This window comes from Stackebrandtia soli, from assembly GCF_965137155.1.
Taxonomy (GTDB): domain Bacteria; phylum Actinomycetota; class Actinomycetes; order Mycobacteriales; family Micromonosporaceae; genus Stackebrandtia; species Stackebrandtia soli.
This window is the reverse complement of the sequence record NZ_CBCRZX010000007.1, coordinates 1-19,970: the sequence shown is the minus strand read 5'-3', so window position 1 is coordinate 19,970 and position 19,970 is coordinate 1. Positions and strand designations below refer to the sequence as shown.

Annotated in this window: 16 protein-coding genes and 1 tRNA gene; 10 read left to right on the top strand and 7 right to left on the bottom strand. The window is 64.7% G+C overall.

The features are described from left to right. Positions 1-29 precede the first annotated feature (29 nt). Both ACM9NP_RS06375 and ACM9NP_RS06370 read left to right on the top strand, forming a co-directional pair. On the top strand, positions 30-674 hold the full coding sequence (locus ACM9NP_RS06375; protein WP_415645785.1) for a DNA alkylation repair protein: 645 nt from the start codon (positions 30-32) through the stop codon (positions 672-674). Between the two features lie 302 nt (positions 675-976). Continuing rightward, positions 977-1,099, top strand: a complete 123-nt coding sequence (locus ACM9NP_RS06370; protein ID WP_415645658.1) for a hypothetical protein — start codon at positions 977-979, stop codon at positions 1,097-1,099. Between the two features lie 366 nt (positions 1,100-1,465). Here the strand turns inward: ACM9NP_RS06370 and ACM9NP_RS06365 are convergent, their stop codons facing one another. The 5 genes from ACM9NP_RS06365 to ACM9NP_RS06345 form a co-directional block, all read right to left on the bottom strand. Continuing rightward, positions 1,466-1,846: a hypothetical protein gene (locus tag ACM9NP_RS06365; protein ID WP_415645657.1), complete on the bottom strand. Its 381-nt coding sequence runs from the start codon at positions 1,844-1,846 to the stop codon at positions 1,466-1,468. Between the two features lie 315 nt (positions 1,847-2,161). After that, on the bottom strand, positions 2,162-3,769 hold the full coding sequence (locus tag ACM9NP_RS06360; protein ID WP_415645656.1) for a peptidoglycan-binding protein: 1,608 nt from the start codon (positions 3,767-3,769) through the stop codon (positions 2,162-2,164). 259 nt (positions 3,770-4,028) lie between these two features. Next, positions 4,029-4,958, bottom strand: coding sequence for a nuclease-related domain-containing protein (locus tag ACM9NP_RS06355; protein ID WP_415645655.1), 930 nt, complete (start codon positions 4,956-4,958; stop codon positions 4,029-4,031). Positions 4,959-5,606: 648 nt separating this feature from the next. Further along, entirely contained in the window at positions 5,607-6,863 is a 1,257-nt protein-coding gene (locus ACM9NP_RS06350; RefSeq protein WP_415645654.1) for a hypothetical protein, read from the bottom strand. A 570-nt stretch (positions 6,864-7,433) separates the two neighbouring features. Further along, positions 7,434-7,519, bottom strand: a tRNA-Leu gene (locus ACM9NP_RS06345). Positions 7,520-7,763: 244 nt separating this feature from the next. Here ACM9NP_RS06345 and trxA point away from each other — a divergent pair. The 3 genes from trxA to ACM9NP_RS06330 all read left to right on the top strand — a co-directional run bounded on the left by trxA (position 7,764) and on the right by ACM9NP_RS06330 (position 10,002). Continuing rightward, positions 7,764-8,129, top strand: a complete 366-nt coding sequence (gene trxA / locus ACM9NP_RS06340) for a thioredoxin (protein ID WP_415645653.1) — start codon at positions 7,764-7,766, stop codon at positions 8,127-8,129. Between the two features lie 181 nt (positions 8,130-8,310). Continuing rightward, a complete protein-coding gene (locus tag ACM9NP_RS06335) occupies positions 8,311-8,793 on the top strand; it encodes a cation:proton antiporter regulatory subunit (RefSeq protein WP_415645652.1) in 483 nt (160 codons plus the stop codon). Between the two features lie 24 nt (positions 8,794-8,817). Continuing rightward, the gene (locus ACM9NP_RS06330; protein ID WP_415645651.1) at positions 8,818-10,002 is read left to right on the top strand and encodes a cation:proton antiporter; all 1,185 of its coding nucleotides are present in this window, start codon (positions 8,818-8,820) and stop codon (positions 10,000-10,002) included. A 46-nt stretch (positions 10,003-10,048) separates the two neighbouring features. Here the strand turns inward: ACM9NP_RS06330 and ACM9NP_RS06325 are convergent, their stop codons facing one another. Both ACM9NP_RS06325 and ACM9NP_RS06320 read right to left on the bottom strand, forming a co-directional pair. Further along, positions 10,049-10,348, bottom strand: a complete 300-nt coding sequence (locus ACM9NP_RS06325) for a ribbon-helix-helix protein, CopG family (RefSeq protein ID WP_415645650.1) — start codon at positions 10,346-10,348, stop codon at positions 10,049-10,051. Beyond that, on the bottom strand, positions 10,345-10,623 hold the full coding sequence (locus tag ACM9NP_RS06320) for a hypothetical protein (protein ID WP_415645649.1): 279 nt from the start codon (positions 10,621-10,623) through the stop codon (positions 10,345-10,347). The genes ACM9NP_RS06325 and ACM9NP_RS06320 overlap by 4 nt, the downstream gene beginning before the upstream one ends. 816 nt (positions 10,624-11,439) lie before the next feature. Here ACM9NP_RS06320 and ACM9NP_RS06315 point away from each other — a divergent pair. From ACM9NP_RS06315 to ACM9NP_RS06295, 5 genes are all read left to right on the top strand, one after another. Further along, entirely contained in the window at positions 11,440-12,324 is an 885-nt protein-coding gene (locus ACM9NP_RS06315; protein WP_415645648.1) for a hypothetical protein, read from the top strand. 1,894 nt (positions 12,325-14,218) lie between these two features. Continuing rightward, positions 14,219-15,457 (top strand): ATP-binding protein, encoded by a 1,239-nt coding sequence (locus tag ACM9NP_RS06310; protein WP_415645784.1) that lies wholly within the window; start codon positions 14,219-14,221, stop codon positions 15,455-15,457. An 8-nt stretch (positions 15,458-15,465) separates the two neighbouring features. Next, positions 15,466-17,160 (top strand): AIPR family protein, encoded by a 1,695-nt coding sequence (locus ACM9NP_RS06305; protein ID WP_415645647.1) that lies wholly within the window; start codon positions 15,466-15,468, stop codon positions 17,158-17,160. 66 nt (positions 17,161-17,226) lie between these two features. After that, positions 17,227-17,880: a hypothetical protein gene (locus tag ACM9NP_RS06300; RefSeq protein WP_415645646.1), complete on the top strand. Its 654-nt coding sequence runs from the start codon at positions 17,227-17,229 to the stop codon at positions 17,878-17,880. 502 nt (positions 17,881-18,382) lie between these two features. Next, positions 18,383-19,858 carry a hypothetical protein gene (locus tag ACM9NP_RS06295; RefSeq protein ID WP_415645645.1) on the top strand — a complete coding sequence of 492 codons (1,476 nt, stop codon included), beginning with the start codon at positions 18,383-18,385 and terminating at the stop codon, positions 19,856-19,858. The last annotated feature ends 112 nt before the right edge of the window (positions 19,859-19,970 follow it).

Sequence of the window (19,970 nt, the reverse complement as noted above, 5' to 3'; positions counted from 1 at the left end):
CGACGTCCCAGGAGACCGTCGACGCCGTGATGGCGGAGCTGACCGCCCTGGAGGAGCCCAAGATCCGCGCGGTCAACGAACGCCACGGCGACGACCACGGCGTCAACCTCACCAAGTTGCGCGCCGTCGCGAAGCGTCTCAAGACCCAGCACGATCTCGCCGGCCGCCTGTGGAAGACCGGCGACAGCGCGGCCCGGCTCGTCGCGATCCTGATCAGCCGTCCCAAGGCGTACACCGCCGACGAACTGGACTCGATGATCCGCGACGCCCGAGTCCCCAAGGTCCATGACTGGCTCGTCAACTACGTCGTCAAGAAGAGCCCGCACGTCGAAGAACTCCGCACCACCTGGTTCGCCGACCCGGACCCCGTCGTAGGAAGCGCCGGGTGGGCCCTGACGAGCGCCCGCGTGGGAAAGAAGCCGGACGGCCTCGACCTCGACGGTCTCCTCGACGCCATCGAGGCCCGCATGAAGGACGCGCCGGACCGCCTCCAATGGGCGATGAACGAGTGCCTCGCCACGATCGGCATCCACCACCCCGAGCTTCGCGCCCGCGCGCTCGCGATCGGCGAACGCCTCGAAGTCCTCAAGGACTATCCGACGCCCCCCAACTGCACGTCGCCGTACGCCCCGATCTGGATAACGGAGATGGTCCGTCGCCAGTCCGCCACATGACCCCTCGTCCCACACCCGACCTCTTCTCTTAGACCCATACCGAGTCCGACGTGGGTGAGTCCGCATGGTCCTCACGCTTCGCTGCGTGAGCGTGCCTGTGGACGGTGCATGCCGCGCCGACTTCGCCTTCCGTGCCGTGAGACCGGCTCGCTCCGGTTTGGACGAGGAGACGGTGGCAACCTTCGTGGTCCCGCTCGTCGGAGCCCTACTCATTCCACATTGAATATATGGAGTCGCGATTTGAAGTTGCGTCGACCTCGCTGGTCTTGGCTTTTCTGGTCAGTGTGCGGATCTTGGCGACCATGCCGCCTCGACCCGAGTACATCAACGTCGCGTACGTGCTGTCGATGCTGATCCTGGGCATGGACAGCCTCGATTTCGAGCTCGTGCGGCAGTCGGTTCTGGGAGTGCTCGGGTTCGGATAGCGAGCAGGTTCAGTCGGAACCCCAAGCTGGGCAACAGGTTCGTGGTCATGCCCGCCTCACTGGGAAATCGGCATCGCCGGACACATGGTCACCGGTTTGCCTGTACCTCTGGGACCGCGTTTATCGGTTCCGGACCTCGGATGCGCCCGGTCATGATCCGCATCCTGCGTACGTCACCGCGATTGCGGGAGAGACGGCGGAGCCCTCGGCAGTGAAGTCGTCTCGACGTCGATGTTCTGCAATCAATCGAGGTGTGGGTCTTGTCCGAGGCATTCGAGCGTCAACCAGGCCCCGACCGCTTGCGGTCGACGCCTGGTTGACAGTTCGGCCGATATGGAGTCCGATCGAACTCGCGGCCGGATGTGTTCACTCGTTGAACCAGCCGGTGGCCTGGAGGGTGCCGGACTTGTTTCCGCCCCACCAGTAGATCATCCGGTAGGTGTGCCAGTTGCCGATGTTGAAGCCCTGCTTGTCGCAGCCGTCGTCGCCACCGTCGTTGATGGTCATGACTGTCGAGATGCTGCCGTCGACCCCGGAACGAAGCTGGAGCTGCCCGGTGACGCCATAGCCGTCGGCCTTGTTGTCGCAGATCTGGAACACGTCACCGTCATCGATGAACGTGAACTGTCCGTGGGAGTCGACGAGGGTCTTGTTGGTGGCCGCGGCGGCGGGGGCCGCAGTCAAACCCACAAGAGCCAGCGCCATCGCCCCCGCGACGGCGAGACGGGTAATCCATGTCTTGCGCATGATTCTCCCCTTTGGTGTTTCTAGTTCCCTTGCAGCCCAATCTATCCGAGTCGATCGTGTCCATCCAGGTCGATCAGTGAGCGTTGGCTCACACCTACGGGCAAGAGTGGAGGCGGGCGGGTTCGACTGGGGCCGTGGAGAAGGCACAACACGAGCGCCGCACCGACCCGGGTGCAGGGTTCGTCAACGAGGACGGACGGGTCTACCTCACCCACGATCGCACCGCCGCGCATGGCATTCCACCAAACGGTCCTGGACGCCGGAGTGCCTGCCAAAGAGTCCATTTCGAAATGTTCGATGGCGGGCGTCGCCTGGTCAGGAGGTGCCCAGGCGGTCGGCGAGTTGGGCCAGGTACAGCGATTTGGGTTCGAGTCCGGGCTTGTTCGTGCCCTCGACGTAGCCGGCCTGGTGGGTGTTGTACCAGTTGACGCTGCTGACGGCGCCGGTGGTACCGATGGCGAAGTTCTGGGAGGTCGGTGGGCGCTGTATACACAGGCGCTTGCCGCTGTCGACGGTGCAGTTCCAGGCCACACTGTTGACCGAGGACCAACCGTGGCCACTGCCGAGATCGCCGCGGTTGTGCAGTGACAGCACCCATGCCTTGTCGCTCTGGCTGGACAGTTCCTTGATGTTGTCGTACAGCAGACCTTGGCTCCAGCGCTGGTGTCCACCGGATTCGGAGTAGCCGTTTTCGTTGTAGCCGTCCAGCCAGACGATTCCCGAGGAGGTACTGGAGCCGGTGGCCACGAACGCATGCCTGGCATGGGTGGCCCATAGGCCGCGGAACAGGACCTGCTGTGCCATGCTCGCGGCGCTGAAGTTGTACCGCCGTTCGCCGATGAGCTGCGAGCGGGGATGACTGGCCCGCACGTCCTGAACGGTGACCCTGGTGCTGCGCTGCACGACGACACCGGAGACCGAGAAATGCATCAGGCTCGAGTTGCGAACCCAGGCGTCCTCGGCGCGGGTCACACTGATGCAGCTCTTCTGGTGATTCTCATCCTCGGCGGCCGGCGAGCCCATGTCGATGCGCAGGTTCTCGACACCGACGTTGCGTACCAGCCCGGCCTGGTCCCATTTGTACACATAGGATTGAGAGTAGGACTTGTTGAGGGCATTGAATACCGGGGCGCAGATGACAATGTCATTGCCCTCGATCTGCTTGATGTACCGGTTGTAGACCAGTGGTTGTGAACCCACCTTCCACTTCGGCTGGTCCTTGACCCCGCCGCCATTGATCGCGTCGAGCCACTGTTGGGTGCAGGGATGATAGATGATGATGTTGTCGCCGACCCTCAGCTTGGCCGTTGAGGCGAGGGTGAGACGGCGCGAACCCGCCTCGACGTGACTGGACGTGACATTGGTCTTTGTATCGGGCACTTGAGAGTCCCAGCTGCCCGAGGTGCCGCCGACCGAAAGGACGGCGTTCACGCTCGAATCACCGGTCCCGGTGATCACCGTGTTTACATTGGTGTCGCCGCCCTTGCCGGACCCGCGCAGCACCACGCCGCTGCGCTTGAGCTTGATGGTGCCGGCGACTTTGTAGTGACCCGGTTTCAGCAGCAGCGCGCCACGGAAATTGCCGTCCTTGGGCAGCTCACCCACCTCGTCAAGCGCCTGCTGGATGTGCGCGGTATTGTCGCCGCTGACCGGGCCGATCGTCTTGACCACTGGGACGTCCGGGAGCGGCGCCTCGCCATTGCGGTAACCGGCCCAGCTGAAGTCGGCGATCTTCTTACCCTTCGAATCGGCGGCATATATTAGCCGCCCATCCGCGCCGGGATACACGAGTTTGGACTTCCAGGTGGCAGCCGGTGTGACGTCCTCGGCCAGCGCATTCCCGGCGACGGCGGCGGCGATGCCCGCCACGGCGACACCTCCGCCGATTTTCAGCAAGCCACGTCGTGACAGTGATCCAGCCATGATCGATCTCGTACCCTTCTCTCGGTCAGAAGCTCACGATGTACCAGACCTGCATGGAACCTGCACGAGTTGCGGCCTCAAGGCTGTGCCGGAGACGTCGAATACATAGCGCGCCAACTGGCGAAATACGGTGCATGACTGCTGCTGGAAAGGCGAGGTTGTCGCGAAAGCGCAACTCTTCCAAGAAACGATCGAGTTCAGACTGGAGCTTCGGTGCGCTATCGAGCAAACGGATACGTGCTTGCAGAAGAAAGGCGGTTCAGGGTTTCCGCCAGGTTCCGGACCAGCGCGCGTGCGAGTAGATCTCATCGACGTCGACCGGGGACAGCACTCGGCGGTGCCATCGCAACCGCAGCCGTACCGCCCACGATGGCAGGACCACCACGCCCATGGGCCGCCGGCGCCACCAGCCGTGAAGCCGGGAGTGGCCGTGCACCACGATCATCGGGGAGACACTCACCGTCCGGTCCAGCGTTCGCCGGAGCACCTCGGCAACCCGGGTGGCCTCGCGCCTGGCCGCCTCGGGGTATTCCTTCCGGCGGCCACGGACGTACAGGGCGTCATCGGCGGCGGTGACCCAGGCCAACCGGAGGTGCTTGGTGTTGACCGTCCAGATCCCGCCGGGGCCGATCAGGAGATGGTCGACATCTCCACCGCCGGGCAGGTCCACATTGTGCAGAATTCGCCAGCCATGTCGTTCCAATTTATTCAATCGTCGGCCCACAATCCGTTCACCCGCCGCGCCCACCCGCCAGGAGGTGTCCGGAGTGCGGATCCGCAGCGTACGCGCGAGCACACGGAGGAAACGGTTCTCCAGCTGGTGCTTGCGGGCTATGGCCATGAGGGCCTCGCCGGGCCGGTTGCCCGCCAAGTCGGTGCCCGACGGAGTGGCGGTAAGTGTCTTTCGGGGCGTCGCCGGCTTCTCCGGAAACCTGCGTGGCGTCTGCGTTGCCGCGGACTTGGACCGCTGCCGGGGAACCGTCGCGTCGGCGGGGCGAATGCCGTTGTCGGCCATCCACCGTGTCGCCGCTGCCGCGACGATTGTGCGCTCTGCAGCCGTGTCGGCGTGAGCCTGCCTGGACTTCAGGTCGAACCAGCCCAGCGTCTGACCCTGCGGATCATCCACATAGAGCCGATGGTGGCCGTATCTGCGCCACTGTTTGACACTGAAGCCGGTGCTTGCCACCATGAACCACTCCGTCAACCGAAGAACCCAAAGCGGTAATGCTACCGATACTGTTCCGGCTTCCGTTGCGCGCCAAGCAACCTGCAATGATCACTTAGGGACGGACCCCGTCGCCGAGCCCGTTTGTTTGGTCAGGACGGTATCGAGCTCGTGGGCGTTGGAGGTGACCCACAGGATTCGGACACGCAAACGATATGTGCTTGAAGCCGTGAATGAACCCGGAGAAGTACGGCCAGCACGCTAGGCCGGTATCTACAGTGGGCTGATCGCATTACGCACACTCGATCATGTCCCTACTCCCCATTTCGCCTGCGTATCGATTATTCCATGTACCTGAATAGGGCTAGACATGTCTACTATGTCTTGTCTATCGGCAGGGAGCCCATGGGGTGTACGTCACTGCTGGTAGTCAGCGGCGCTCACGGTTCGACGCCCCAACCTGGTCAATTCAAGGAGTGCGCGTAGCGCTCGCCTCTTTCGTCAGAGCAATACGGAAGCGTCGGAACCAGCTTCCCAGCTGAGGGTCCCCTGATCTGTAACTTTGAGGCCCACCTCGGACAAGTCACGATCTTGCCGAGATATACCCCCTACTCGTATAGGGTGGGGGGTGTCACCATGTTCACCCGGAACCAACAGCTACGGCCCCTCGCGCTATGCGGCGTATGCGAAAGCCTCGGCGATCAGGTGATTCGCGCCGACCGGCGAAAGGCCTGTCACCTCAGCGTGGGCACACAATGCCGCCAGGTCCGCAGGTGAGCGGTCGGCGAAGAAGGTACAGGCCCCGAACCATGCCATCTTGAACGCGTTGCCACCATCGCCTCTGGCGGTACCGGGTTCGGGGATGACGCCGGTGTCCAGATAGGCCAGCACCCGGTCACCGTGATGTGCGTACGCGGCGAGCAGCCGGTCGAAGGCATGAGGTTCGAGCGTGTCGCCTTGGGCCAGAATGGTTCGGGCGCCGTGGATCCAGGCACCGAGCCCCATCGACACATGGCCGAGGTCTCGGGTGCGTTCGGCGTTCACCCCGTCGGGGAAGCGGGCCGGGTCGATCGGGGACAGATCGCTGGTTATCTGTGTGACGCCCCAGGTCCCGCCCCAGTGGTTCTGGGTAAGGCCCACCGAGGGCTTGCCGTTGGCGTCCAGTAGCGGCCGGACCCGGGTGCCGTCGTATCGGGAGTGGTAGATCGACTGCGCGATGCGCGTGTTGAAGTATGCCTTCGCGTCATTCCACAGATCGGTGTCCTGGACATAGGACGCGATCGCCAGCCGGGAGTCGGCGAAACTGGCGTGCCAGTTGCCGCCGTTGGACCAATCCAGGAGCGGATAGCACTCCTGGACCAGGAATCGTGTGAAGTCGGTGTCCTGGTAGTCGATCATGGCGGCGGCCTGAGCGAGGTTGGTACACGACCAACCGGCCACGAGGCGGTATTGCTGGGCTGCGTCCGCCTGCCACGAGGTCACGTTGCCTATGTCGTTGAGCCGTGTGACGACTTTGTCCCGACGGGCGGTATCGCCGTCGGCGGCCCAGAGCATCGCCTGGACCTTGAGGTATCCCGATTCGTCTCTGAACACATCACGTTCGGTGCTGCTGATTTCGGCACCGTAGGAGGCATACGACCGGTTCACGTTGCCAGCCCACGAACCGGCGAGCCGGGTGTACTCGTGAGATGTAGACGACCAGGCGTCGATCTCGGCCGGGGTGAACACCGGGTGGCCGAAGCTGAGTTCGGCTGCGGTGCCGGTCTCGGGTGAGACTGTCGATGCGTCGGCGAAGGGTGTGCTCGCCAAGAGCAGAGCGGCGATGGCACCGAGGACACCGCCGGCGGCCACGAGCCTTCGTTTCCTCCCGGCGGTGCGGGCCGTCGACGGGGACTGGCCGGTTTGGGTGCCTGGCCGGTGACTGTTCATGGGTGACGTCTTTCGGCTGGGGTGTGAAACGGGATCTCCAACCTACAGGGAATCACCTGTTCGGTTGAGCCCCATGCATACCGACCGATGCCCGGTAACGGCTGACTCAGCGCGCCCGTTTCCGCGCAGAGGGCGGTGGCGCACCGGTGCCGCTGCCGCGCAGCGTGGCTTTCGGTGGCATCTGTTGTTGCACGACAGACGCCACCCAAGGCTCAGCGCATCGCGAGTCGGTGGCAGTAGCGGGTTGTCATCCGATCTGGTTGAGGAAAGTGGACACTCGTTCGGCCGGCAGGACCGCCGCTTCCCGGTCATGGGAGGGAGATGACGAGTCGGCGAACAGGTGTTCCTTGCTGGGGTAGAGGAACAGGCTCGACCGCCTTCGCGCCACCTGACGCGATACGAAATGGTGCCGCTCGCGTTCTCGCGACGCTCTACATAGGTCTTTGTTGACCCCGCCCGTCCCATGCCCGGACAGGGTTGGACCGGTTTGATGCTCCCCAGATGCGCCCCGGAAAAGACTTCGGCCCTGACCCAGCGATGTTCTCGCTGGTCAGGGCCTCGTAATTCTCGTGCGCGAGGGGGGACTTGAACCCCCACGTCCGTTAATAGGACACTAGCACCTCAAGCTAGCGCGTCTGCCATTCCGCCACTCGCGCGTGCACGATATGTAGTTAGCCCCACGAGTAGCTACTGCCACCCCTTGGGTTTTCGGCGTGACCTGCACGCGCTGGATTACCATACATGAGCCGTTCTCGGGGGCGCCAGCGTGTATCGGGGGAAAGTGATGTGCCTGGTCAGCGCCGGTAGGGCGCGCCACCCACGACTACGAGTGGAATATCTGCGACCCTGGGGCGGTTGTGACAGCAAGACCAACTGACATGTAGTGGAGGGCAACGGCACATGGCAACCATCGACTTGACCCGCGAGAGCTTTGAGAAGACCATCGGCGAGGACGGGATCGTCCTGGTCGACTACTGGGCGAGCTGGTGTGCTCCGTGCCGTCGCTTCGCACCGGTCTTCGAGGCCGCGAGCGAAAAGCACGAGGACGTCGTCTTCGGCAAGGTCGACACCGAGGCCGAGCCCGAGATCGCTCAGGCAGCCAACATCACGTCCATCCCGACGCTCATGGCGTTCCGGGACGGAGTGCTCGTCTTCGCCCAGCCGGGAGCGCTGCCCGGCTCCGCGCTCGACGAGGTCATCGAGAAGGTTCGAGGACTCGACATGGACGAGGTCCGCGAGACGATCGCCAAAGAAAACGCCGAATAGGCATATATACCAATGAAACACGCATCCGCCGTCGTGACCGTCCCTGGTTACGACGGCGGAAGTGTTTGCGCACCCCATCATGCCCGGGCGTCATCGCATCCAGCCGGATGACAAGATGTCACGGTTGTGGGTGGGGCGTTTCTGAAGGACAACGGCCCGCTATCTGACTTTAAGGATTGACATGGACGTCGAACGCACCGCCCTTCCAGGCATTGGGCTGCGCTACGAGTTCGAGACTGTTCGCGGCCGTCGGATGGGTGTGGTGACACACAAGTCGGGTCGGCGTGAACTCGTGGTGTACGACCCGGACGACTTCGATTCAGCGACCGAATGCGTCGTGCTCACCGGGGAGGAGGCGAACGTTCTCGCCGAACTCCTCGGCGGCGCCCGCATCGTCGAGCGCCTCGCCGAACTCGAACGCCAGGTCGACGGTCTCGTCTCCAAGCAGGTGCGCATACACGACGACTCGCCGTACGAGGGTCGCTCGCTCGCCGACACTCAGGCGCGCACCCGCACGGGCGCGTCCATCGTGGCGGTCGTCCGGCACGGCGAGGTCATCGCCAGCCCGCGGCCGAGCTTCCGTTTCGACACCGGCGACATCGTCGTCGTGATCGGGACCGCCGACGGGACTGATGCCGTCCGAGACCTTCTCACCAACGGGTAAGGGCGGTACGTGTCACATACAGCCTTGGTCTTGTTCGAGCTTGGAGGGGTCCTTCTCGCCCTCGGCATCCTCTCCGCGCTCGCCGCCCGTTTCTCCATCTCTCCCATTCCTCTGTATCTCCTGGCCGGGCTCGGCTTCGGCATCGGAGGAGTCGCCCCCCTGGAAGCGGCCGAGGGATTCATCGAGGTCGGCGCCGAGATCGGTGTCGTACTGCTCCTGTTCACCCTCGGGCTCGAATACACGGCGCAGGAACTGCTCGGGACGCTCAAGAAGGGCGCCCCGATCGGTTTGCTCGACCTCGTCATCAACGCCGCCCCTGGTGTCATCGTCGGACTGATGCTCGACTGGGGCATCATCGCCGCGATCGTCCTCGGCGGTGTGACGCTCGTGACGTCCTCCGGCGTCACCGCGAAGGTCCTCAACGACCTCGGGTGGCTCGGTAACAGGGAAACCCCGACGGTTCTGTCCATTCTGGTGATGGAAGACCTGACGATGGCGTTCTACCTGCCCATCGTGACGACGCTGCTCGCCGGGCTCGCCTTGGCGCAGGCCAGTATCGGCCTCGCGGTCGCCGCGGTGGCGGTAACGGTCGCGCTCGTCGTCGCGTCGAAGTTCGGCGGCATCATCGAGCGGTTCCTCGCCAGCCCCAGCAATGAGATCCTCGTTCTCAAGGTGCTCGGTCTCATTTTGCTCATCGCCGGCCTGGCTGAGGGCGTCCACGTCTCGGCGGCCGTCGGAGCGTTCCTCGTCGGCATCACCTTGTCGGGCGAACTCGCACACAGCGCACGGGAAGTCCTCGACCCCTTGAAGGACGTGTTCGCGGCGGTGTTCTTCGTGTCGTTCGGTCTGAAGACGGACCCGACGGCGCTGCCTCCGGTGCTCGCGATCGCGGGCGGGCTCGCTGTCGTCGGCATCATCACGAAGCTGATCACGGGCCTCGTCGCGGCGAAACGCAACGGCATCGGCCGGATCGGTGCCTGGCGCGCCGGGGTCCTGCTGATTCCCCGTGGCGAGTTCAGCATCGTCATCGCGGGGCTCGCGGTCGGCACCCCGTTCGTGACGTCGGAGCTCGGGCCGCTGGTGGCGGCTTACGTGCTCATCCTCGTCATCGTCGGGCCGCTCGCGGCACGCATGGTCGAACCGCTCGCGAAGCATCGGAAGAAGTCGATGCTTCGACGGCAGGAACAGAGCCAGTTGACGAACGCGTGACAACCGGTCCCGTGGCTCGCTCAGGCGGGCCACGGGTCGTCTTCTTTTAGGCGGCCCGTGGGCGACCGGGCTTGACGATCGTGTTTATCGCCCGGTGCAGATCCGACAAGCGCACGGTGACGGTGTGGTCCTCGGTCGTCGTGGTCCTCGCCTGGGTGATCGCGTCTCGGATGATGGCGCTCGGCTTGACACCTCGTCGGTCCGCCTCGGCGGCGATCCAATCGGCCAGCTCCGAGTCCACCCGGACCGAATACACCGACGTCGCCGGGCGCTTCCGGGTATCGACCGTGGCGGTGCCCCAGTCGCGGGATTCGAGGGCCCGTCGGGCCTGGTCTCGGGTTGTCATTTCGGGCCTCCCATGAGAGAGCTCAGCATCGCGGCTTCGTCCGGGTCGAGTACGCGGGCCGAAACCACGAGATAGTCGTCGTCGCCGTCCTCGATGAGCGTGACGGTGATCCACGTGCCACGCCGATCGGCCGCCGCGATCCGCAGCACCGCTCCAAGATGCTGCCGCACTCGACGACGGGCGTACAGCACATCCGTCACGGACTGCCAATCGACGCCCGCCTGTCCCAGCGCGTCGTACGCGGCGTCATCGAAACGGTACGACTCTTCGACCATAGCTCACCTGTAGACGTTTGTAAACTTTTCGGGGTGGGGTGCCGTCGGTTGCGACGGCGTCGCGATAGGGCGACGGGGGCTTGCGATTCGGGCGCGTTTCTCTGCGGCGTTCGCCGGGTCGTTTCGGTTCGGTTCTCGCGGCGCGGCGTCGGCGCCGACGGGTTCCCGCCCCCGCCGACGAAACTTCCACGACCAACGATCCAGGACGTACCGTCTCGGATCGGGACTCCGGGAGTCGACACTGAATGCTCTGAAGTGGACGGGTTCCGTCTACCTCGCGGTCGCCTCATGGACCGTTCTGAATCGACACCCACCTCAACAACGATAGGTGTCGATGCTTTTGGGTCGGCGCTCGATGTCGACTCAGTTCGCGAACTCGCGTCCCGTCGAATGTCGAGCTCCGATGGGCGACGGCTCTGCCCGGTTCGCACCCGCATCTGTTCCAACGCTCGAATCCGTCGGAGAGATTTCTGTCGCGAGTGGCCATCCAGGCAACACGGGACCTCCGTCTCAACGCAACCGACGTCTCGGACTACACCTCGGCCCCAACGTGTGTCACGTGTGTTGGGCCACAGTGGTGTAGGGTCTCAGTGCGGGTGTCTCGATGCTCCTGAATCGACTCTCCCCGATCTCGCCTCGGTGTGCGAGTGCCATCGGCACGATTCCCATCGAGGATTCACTGTCGTCGAACACTGTCGTAAGGTGACCCCCATTGCGGTATGCACATGCGTCGAATACGATGTGTGGGCTCATTGTGGCAACGGGAAAGCACGCCGACTGTCGTTCACTCTTCCTCACGCGAAAAGGTCATGACACGTGTCCCAGTTTAAGAACTCTCCGGTGGTCATCAAGGTCCTGCGGGCTCTCGGTACGGGAGAAAGCCTGACCGCCAAGGAAGTCCGAGCCCGGACTGGAAGCGAAGTCAAACAGTCTCATCGGGACAAACTCACCGATGCCGGCTTCGTCACCGTCGACGTGGCCGGTCGGACGTACACGTACACGCTGACATCCGACGGCATGGCATACGTCAAGGACGAACTCGGCGGACCCACGGAACCTCCGGCACCCGGAGCACTGTCCGACAAGGAGCGCGTCGCGCTGTTCGCCCTCCTGTCATCGGAACCGCAGGTCTCGAACGCGGACATCAAGCGTCTCATCGGGACGACCATCGGCCCCGCCGTCCGTTCGGCCCTTGAGGAGAAGGGCCTCGCCGTCATCCTTGAACGGCCGATCCGTTTCGAACTCACCGAGAAGGGCTGGCGCGTCGCGGAGGAGGAACTCTCCCGCCCCGCCGACGCGGGCGACCCCCCGCTGCTGAAGCTGCTCCACCACACCAGTGCCCGGTGGCTGTCCGTCCTGCGTGGTCACAAGCTCGGCCTCGTCGACATGTACGTCGATGCTCCGATCTCCACGGTCGTCGAGACCGAGCCCGTCGTCATCCCGAAGACCGTCGGCGCGCGGGTCATCGACTCCTATGCGGACCTCACGGCGGAGCCCGGCGGTTGGGCCAGCCTCGCGGACCTCCGCGCGCACCTCGCGGACGTCCCCCGTGACGAACTGGACGAGGTGCTCACCGCGCTGTTCCGCGATGACCGGATCAAGCTCATCGCCGAGGTCAACCAGAAGACGTTGACGGACGCCGACCGCGCGGCCGCTCTGCACATCGTCGGCGACGACAAGCATCTCTACTCGGTGGGATAGGCATGGACGCACGGGAGCGGAAAGTGTTGACGGCGCTGCGTTTCGATGCGGTGCCAACCGAGAAGACACTATGGAGAGGGTTTCTGCCGCACGTCAACGGCCTGAATCAGGCCGCCTATGACCGGGTTCGGCACGAGCTGACGGCGCTCCAATCGGACTCCGTGGTCGACTCGCCAGCGGGGCTCGTCGTCCACGGTGAATTCGGTTCCGGCAAGAGCCACCTCATCTGGTGGGCGCGCCGCCTCATCGCCGGATTCGGCGGCTATTACTTCAATATCCATCCCGACGGCCGCAGCGAGACGCTGTGGAGACGTGTCGTGTCCTCAATAGTCAGCGACCTGCATGAGCCGGTCGAGCTCCATCAGTTCCCCATCCCTCCGACCACCCAGTTGACGCTGGTCGTCCAACGGCTCGCACGCCGGGTAGAGCTTCCCGAGACGGCCCAAGCGATCTTGTCCGGACGGGAAGCGGCGTCGGACGACGTCATCCGGGCACAACTGCGCGAATTCGCCGATCGCCTGCGCGATGTCCATCCCAGCCGCGACCTGCGCAACGTCGGCTTGGCGCTCGCCCTGGCCGCCGTCCGTCAGGACGACGCCCAAGCCGCGGCCTGGGCGTTCTTCCACGACAACGAGGACGAACTCGACACCCGGGGCGACTGGGGACTACGACCGATTCGCCCTGGTGCGCCGGACGAGATCGTTCGTCATCTGTCCACTCTGTTGGCGATGACGGGCCCGTCCCTGTTCGTCGTCGACCAGATCGATGACCTGGTCGCGGGATCTGCGGCGTCGACCCGCGTCGCCTCAAGTGACACAGCTGGTGCCGACCTCGCCACCGGTCTCATGACCATCCGAGAGAAGCTCACCCGCAGCATCACCCTCATCTCCTGCCTCGATCACACCTGGCGAGTCATCAAAGAAGGGGCGACCCGGTCCGCGATCGACCGCTTCCACGAGGCGATGAGCCTGAAACCGATCCCGAGCCCCGATGTCGGTCGGCGTCTCATCGCGACCTTCCTCGCACGGCAGTTCGACGAGCTCGATTTCGTCGCGCCCTACCCGACCTGGCCCGTCCCTCCCGACGCGTTCGAGTCGGTCAAGGGGTTCCGTCCCCGTCGGCTCATCCAACTGGTCGAGGCGTACGTGCGCAGGTGCTTGGAAGCCGACGAGCTCGTACCGATCGAGCAGCTCTCCGAACCCGTCGGGAAGTCGACGGAGCCGGAGGCGTCCGACCCCGTCGTCACGCGGACCCATGACCGTTTCGCCGACCACCGGCGATCGGTCATCTTGGACGAACTGAAGCAGACCTCGGCGGAGAAGGACGTCGCGGCGGTCCTGACCGCCGCCGTTCGCGCCCTCGCGATCGAACGCGGTGTGGAATGGGAGGTCCGGGACAACTGCCGGGGCGCCGGCAGCCCGTCGATCCACTGTGAGGTGAAGACTCCCGATGGGGCGAAGCTGTACCTGCGCGGCATCAACACGAAGCACGCCGCGACCGTAGGTTCCAGGCTCGACAAGGCCCGGGCCGTCGCCTACGACGGCCAAACCGACTCCCACCTCATCATTGTCAGAACCAACCCGTGGGGTCAGACACCACGGGTGCGCGAGGCATCGATAGACGTCGAGAACGCCGGCGGAATCATCGTGGACCTGAATGACAACGACCTGCGTACGCTCCGGGCCGTTCATCTCACGACCGTCGGCGATGCACCCGGTGTGCGCGAATGGTTGCGGCAGCACCGCCCCGTCGGATCGACCGCGCTCGCGACGGCTGTCGATCGGTTCGCCGAGCCACCGGACGACGCGCTCCCGGCGATGCCGGTGCCGGGCCCGTCGCCGGCGNGGGGGAGAACGGCGGCCCCGACGCCACCCAGCGTGACCCGCATCCGGTGATGCCCGAGGTCGGGCCGAATACGATCCCGCTCGGCACGGACAACGATGGTCGCGCGGTCACGGTGGAACTCGAATCGCTGCGCAAGCACGTCGCGGTGTTCGCCGGATCCGGATCCGGCAAGACCGTCCTGTTGCGACGCATTATCGAGGAGTGCGCGCTTCGCGGCGTCAGCACGATCGTGCTCGACCCGAACAACGACCTCGCCCGGCTCGGCGACGCGTGGCCCGTCGAACCGGACGGTTGGTGGCCGGGAGACGACGCGCGCTCGCGGGAATACCTGGCCGGTTCCGAGGTCGTGGTGTGGACGCCCGGCGTCTCGAAGGGTAGACCGCTGACGCTGGAACCGTTTCCGGACTTCGCGGCCGTTCGGGACGATCGCGACGAGTTGCGGCTCGCGGTCGACACGGCGGTGGCGTCCCTGGCGCCACGGGCCCGGATCGACGGTGAAAGCCATGTGAAAGACGGTCGCCGTGCCGTACTACGCGAGACACTCATGTACTTCGCGCGGCACGGCGGCGGCGATCTCGATCGACTCATCGAGCTCCTCGCCGACCCGCCCGACGACGTCCTCGACCTGCCGTCGGCGGGCAAACATGCCAGCTATGTCGCGTCCGCGCTCTCATACGCCCGCTCGAACGATCCGTTGTTCGACGGCGAGGGCACCGTTTTCGACCCGAACCGTCTGCTGACCCCGACCGACGGCTTCCGCGCGCGAGTGTCCGTCATCAACCTGGCGGGCGTTCCGGACGAGAACCGGCCCGCGTTCATCAATCGCCTCCAGATGGCGTTGTTCTCCTGGATCAAACGTAACCCGGCCCGGGACAAGCCGCTCAGTGGACTGTTCGTGATGGACGAGGCGCAGACCTTCATTCCGTCAGGGAAGACGACGCCGTGCACCGAAAGCACCCGGAACCTGGCGTCACAGGCGCGGAAGTACGGCCTCGGCCTGGTGTACGCGACGCAGGCGCCGCGCGGGATCGACAACCGCATCACCGGAAACGCGGCGACGCACGTCTACGGCCGTGTCACCGTTCCCGCGCAGATGGCCGCGGTGCAGGACATGGCCCGCGCCCGGGGAGGGGAACCACCGAAGGTCGCGGTCTTGACGGCGGGGCAGTTCTACTCGTCGCTGGAAGGTCAACCGATGACGCGGATGACCGTGCCGATGTGCCTCAGTCACCATGGCGCACCGCTGGAAGACACCGAGATCGTGGAACGAGCCCGCACGCGTCAGTAGGGAACAAGATGGACAAAGTGATCCGCCAGTTGATGACCGAGTTCTGCGATGATCGCGATCTCGCCGCCTGGAGGCCAGACGAACAGTTCGAGGCGTTTACGGCCCACTGTGTACTCAGCGAGTACACGTTCGACTCGTTCAACGCCGCCGACTTCCGGATCGGCGGGAGCGCTGACGGAGGCATCGACTCGTACGCGGTCGCCATCGGCGAAAAGCTCTTCCGAGACCCCGCACAGCTGGAGGACTGCTTCGAGTTGTCCGGTGATCTGTCGCCGACCGTGATCATCGTCCAGGCGAAGACATCGGCCAAAATGGACCGCAAGATCATCTCGGATCTTCGGGTGCGCGTCGAGAACATCCTGCGGACGGACATCGCGCTCGACAACGCCGCCGACGTCGAACCGCTCCGCGAGTGCCTGCGTGTCATGCGCAAACGCATGGACCGTCTCAGCGATCGTGGGGTCCGGCTCGTCGTCGTGTACGCCAACACATCGACGCAGGCGAACTCGGAGATGCTGTCCGAGGCGAACCGCGCGAAAGAGGCGCTCACCGGCACCGGGGTCGTGCACGAAGTCGAGTTCCAGTGCCTGGGACGCGACGCGTTGACGCAGCTGTACGAGCGGGCGCAGTCGTCGGCCACGGCGAAGCTGACGTTTCTGAGTCACTACGAGTTGCCAGCCGCGCCCGGTGTCACTCGGGCGCGGCAGGGCGTCGTCTCGGCGGCTGATCTGGTTGCGGCCCTTGCCGACGAGAACGGCTCGCCGAACTCCACGCTGTTCAGCGAGAACATTCGCGAGTATCAGCCGACCGCGCCCGTCAACGAGGAAATTCGCGCGACGTTGCGTGATGAGGCGAAGCGTCGGCGCTTCGCGGTCCTCAACAACGGTGTGACGATCGTGGCGCGTTCCCTGCGCGCCTGGAACGATTCTCGCGTCGTGATGCGGGACTTCCAAGTGGTCAACGGCTGTCAGACGTGCCACGTGCTGGCCGAGGAACGGGATCATCTCGACGACGTCGCCGTAAAGGTGCAGCTCATCGAGTGCGATGACGACGACGTCGTCAATGACATCGTGACGGCGACGAATCGTCAAACCGAGATACCCCGGGTCTACTTCATCAACCGGAACAAGCTGATCCGTCGCCTCGAGGTGCACTACCGCAGCCAGCTGTCGGACGACCGGCAGCTCTACTTCGGTCGGCGACCGGGCAAGCGATCCAGCTTGCGCGTCGGCGTCATCAGTCTGAATCAGCAGCTGCGCGCTCATATCGCGATGTTCGGCAAACTTCCGCCGTCGAGTGATCACCGAGACCTCGGCAGTGACTTCGACAAGCTGTTCGGTCAGGCCTCCGAAGAGGACTTCTATCTCGCGGCCTCGGCGTTGTACCGCTGGGAATGGCTGGTGAGCACTCGCCGAGTCAACCGGAACTTTCGTCCCCTCGCCTATCAGGCGATCGCCATATTGTCCATCATGTATGGAGCTCGGACGTCGCGCGGGTCCGAATCGGAGAAGGCGGCCCGACGCGCGCGAATCGAGAAGGCGATCTGGTCGGACGGTGAATGGGAGCGGATCGGATACGACATTCAGCCGGTGTTGGCAGCGGCCCTGGAAGCGTCGTCGCTGTCCGATCCGAAGGCCGCCGGCGCGTCCTTGACCTTCGGTCAGCGCGTTGTGGAGATCGCTCGACAGCTCCCGCGTCGCTGAATCGCGTCACCAGAAGCGATGGGGGAGAACGGCTTCCCGCGTTGGTGATGATGGAAGATGGTCGATATGAGAGCACAGGATTCCCCGTTTCGGCCCGCCTGGTGGGGTACGGACCTCGCCGCCGCCGGTGTTGACGCGCGGCCACGCGTCGGCACCTACGGTGAATACGAGTTCGAAGGACTGCCGCCCGTCCCGTTCGAGCTGAGTGGTGATCTGGCGTGGCTCGCCGGTCAGCCCGCCCACGAGAAATGGGCCATCCACGGCAACGCCCTAGAGCAGCTGCCCGCGTTGCTGGAGGCCTGTGCTCGTGACGGCCTTCGGTTGCCCACGGCCTTCATCCGCTTCATGGAGTCCTCGGCGCTCCAGGATCGTGTCCGCTCGAGCACAGCCTGCTTCATCTTTCTCGACGCCGCTCCGGTGCCGTCGGCGGTCGGTGGCCGTCTGCTGAGATTCCTCTCGGATCAGCAGGGCTGCCTCTACTGGTATCTGCACATAGTGGAGGATGGTGAGGATCACTCCGTCGTCTGCTCGACCGATCTCTACGGTACGGAGGAGTATTCCGAGGTGGACGATCCCGAGGAGATTCGCTTCTGTGGTGAGTCCTTCGAGTCGTTCCTGTGCCGCTATTGGTTGGAGAACGAGATCTGGTTCGCGGCTGTGGACGGCACTCCCTTGCCCGACGTCGGCCCGGATTACATTGCGCGCTACAACCTGGGATAGTCCTCAATCTTCTCTGGTCGGCGCCGTACTGACAGACCGCCACCGTCCTGACTGGGTGGCGACAGACTCACGGCTCGGTGGGGCGATGTAGGACAGACGCCTTTCTGTGGTGACGGTGGTCGAGCCCCACCAAGCCGTAGAAACCGGCCACTCGCCCACTGAAACGACGTCGACGGGCTCGGTGTCTTGCGGTTGACAGGTGGTCGTCGTCTGTGGCTTGGTGGGGCCCTCCTGTTCGGTGGTTCGTGTCCCGGCCTCCGCGCGTCGCCCGACCAAGCCGAAACTCTCCGGCCACCCGGTAAACGTCGCAAGACCGCCCGGAGAGCACCGCCGAACACCCAATGAGGAATCAGCCATCGAGTGGTTTTCGAGCGTTCGGTGTGCTTGGAACGCGCTGCGGCCTAGCGGGTGGCGGGTTGTGGCCCGGGGTGGTTACGATGGCCGGGATGAATAATCTCTTCTCGTATGGATCGGGGGAATCGTTCTCGCAAGGTGAGTGCTGATGGCACATCACCCTGTGAACGAGGTTCCAGCCCGTCTGTTGATGTGGCAGCGCATACGCGAGTACGCGGTGCCACCGTCCATGATCAAAACCGCGTCCGAACGACGTGCCATTGGGGACTGGGCGGGTGCCTGCGCCGCCGCCCGAATCGACGTTGATCTCGATCTTCGCGCCGTCCGCGACGACTACGGCGCCGATGTCGCGACCCGCCTGCGTGCGGATCTGCGTCGGCTGGCGCCGGATCTGCTCCGCTGGCATATGCCGCGGATCGCCCCCGACGGGCGGCTCCGACCCGGCCTCACGATCTCCCTGGCCAGGTACCGGTACCTGAATGGCGCACCTCCACAGAACACCGCACAGCCACACCTGGTGGTGCGGACACCGCCGGCCTGGGCGGACGCTGGTCAGCGGATGTCTCTGGCCCTGTGGGAGGGGTCCGGAAGTGGAGCCCTCGGCAACCACCCACACCCGCATCCCGACCGGCGATTCCGGCTCGACCTGCATCGGCATCTTTGGGATTCCGAGCGCAGCCGCGAGTTGACGCGGCGTTGCGGTGCGAGCGGGCCATCCTTCGCGGAACCAGCTGTCCTACCGCATCCACCCACCGTCCAAGATGAACGGTGGGCAGTGGCGAGGTGGGCCGCGGAAGCCGAGTTGCTGTTGCGGGCAGAGAACTGTCCTCTCGGAGCCTTCACAGTGCGGGTCGGTGCGGCCGACCTCAACGTGTTCGAACTCTTTGCCCCCGACGACAGCCACGCGCCGACGCTTCGGCTGCTACGTGATCCCCTGCCACCGCAGGAAGCGGCCGCGCTTCCGCTGCTGCCTGAAGCGGCGGCCCGGGTCCTTCCCGACCTGGCGCTGCTGCGGGCTGGTCTGGTTACGATCGAGCGGATGCATCCGCTCGTCGCCGAGGCACTGTCGACAATCGACACACCGATCTCGGAGGCGGTTCCGGCTCCCGAACCTGGTGACCCTCATCAGGTGGGGTGCCGAGGTGAGGTTCACCGGATTGAGCTGCGAGGCGGGGTGCTGACCGCGATCGATCATAACCCGGCCCAACTACGCCGGGAGGAGCTGTTGGCGGCGCTTGGCGGTCCCCCTCTTCCCTGCCTGCGAGCGATCGACGCGTTGCACCGCAACCCCGAGGTGCTGCCCGCAGTTCGAGAGCGACTCGGCCACGGCGACTTCACCGGGGCTTTGACCGTGGTCGAGGGGCTGCTCGGTCCTGGCGCGATCCTCCGCGACGGGCCGCTCCGGGATGAGCTGGAATCAGCTGCGGCGCGACGCGTCGACCACGGGCTCTTCCGGTCGGGGCTGGCCGCGACACGCCATAACTCCAGTATGGACGGAGGCGAGAACGACTGGCGTGCACCACAAGCGAAGGCACCCCACCGTCCGCGGCTCGACCGTCGTACTCCTCCCGCCGTGAGACTCAAGCGAAACACACGGGCCCGGTCCCGCACCGGACTGGCCTGAAGTCATACCCGCCGAGCGCTTCGCGTTCCGCGTTGATCCGATGCGGGCGAGTCCCGTCCTTTACTGCACCCGAGGTGATGCTCATGAACCCCAGTACCGTCCTGTCCCAGCC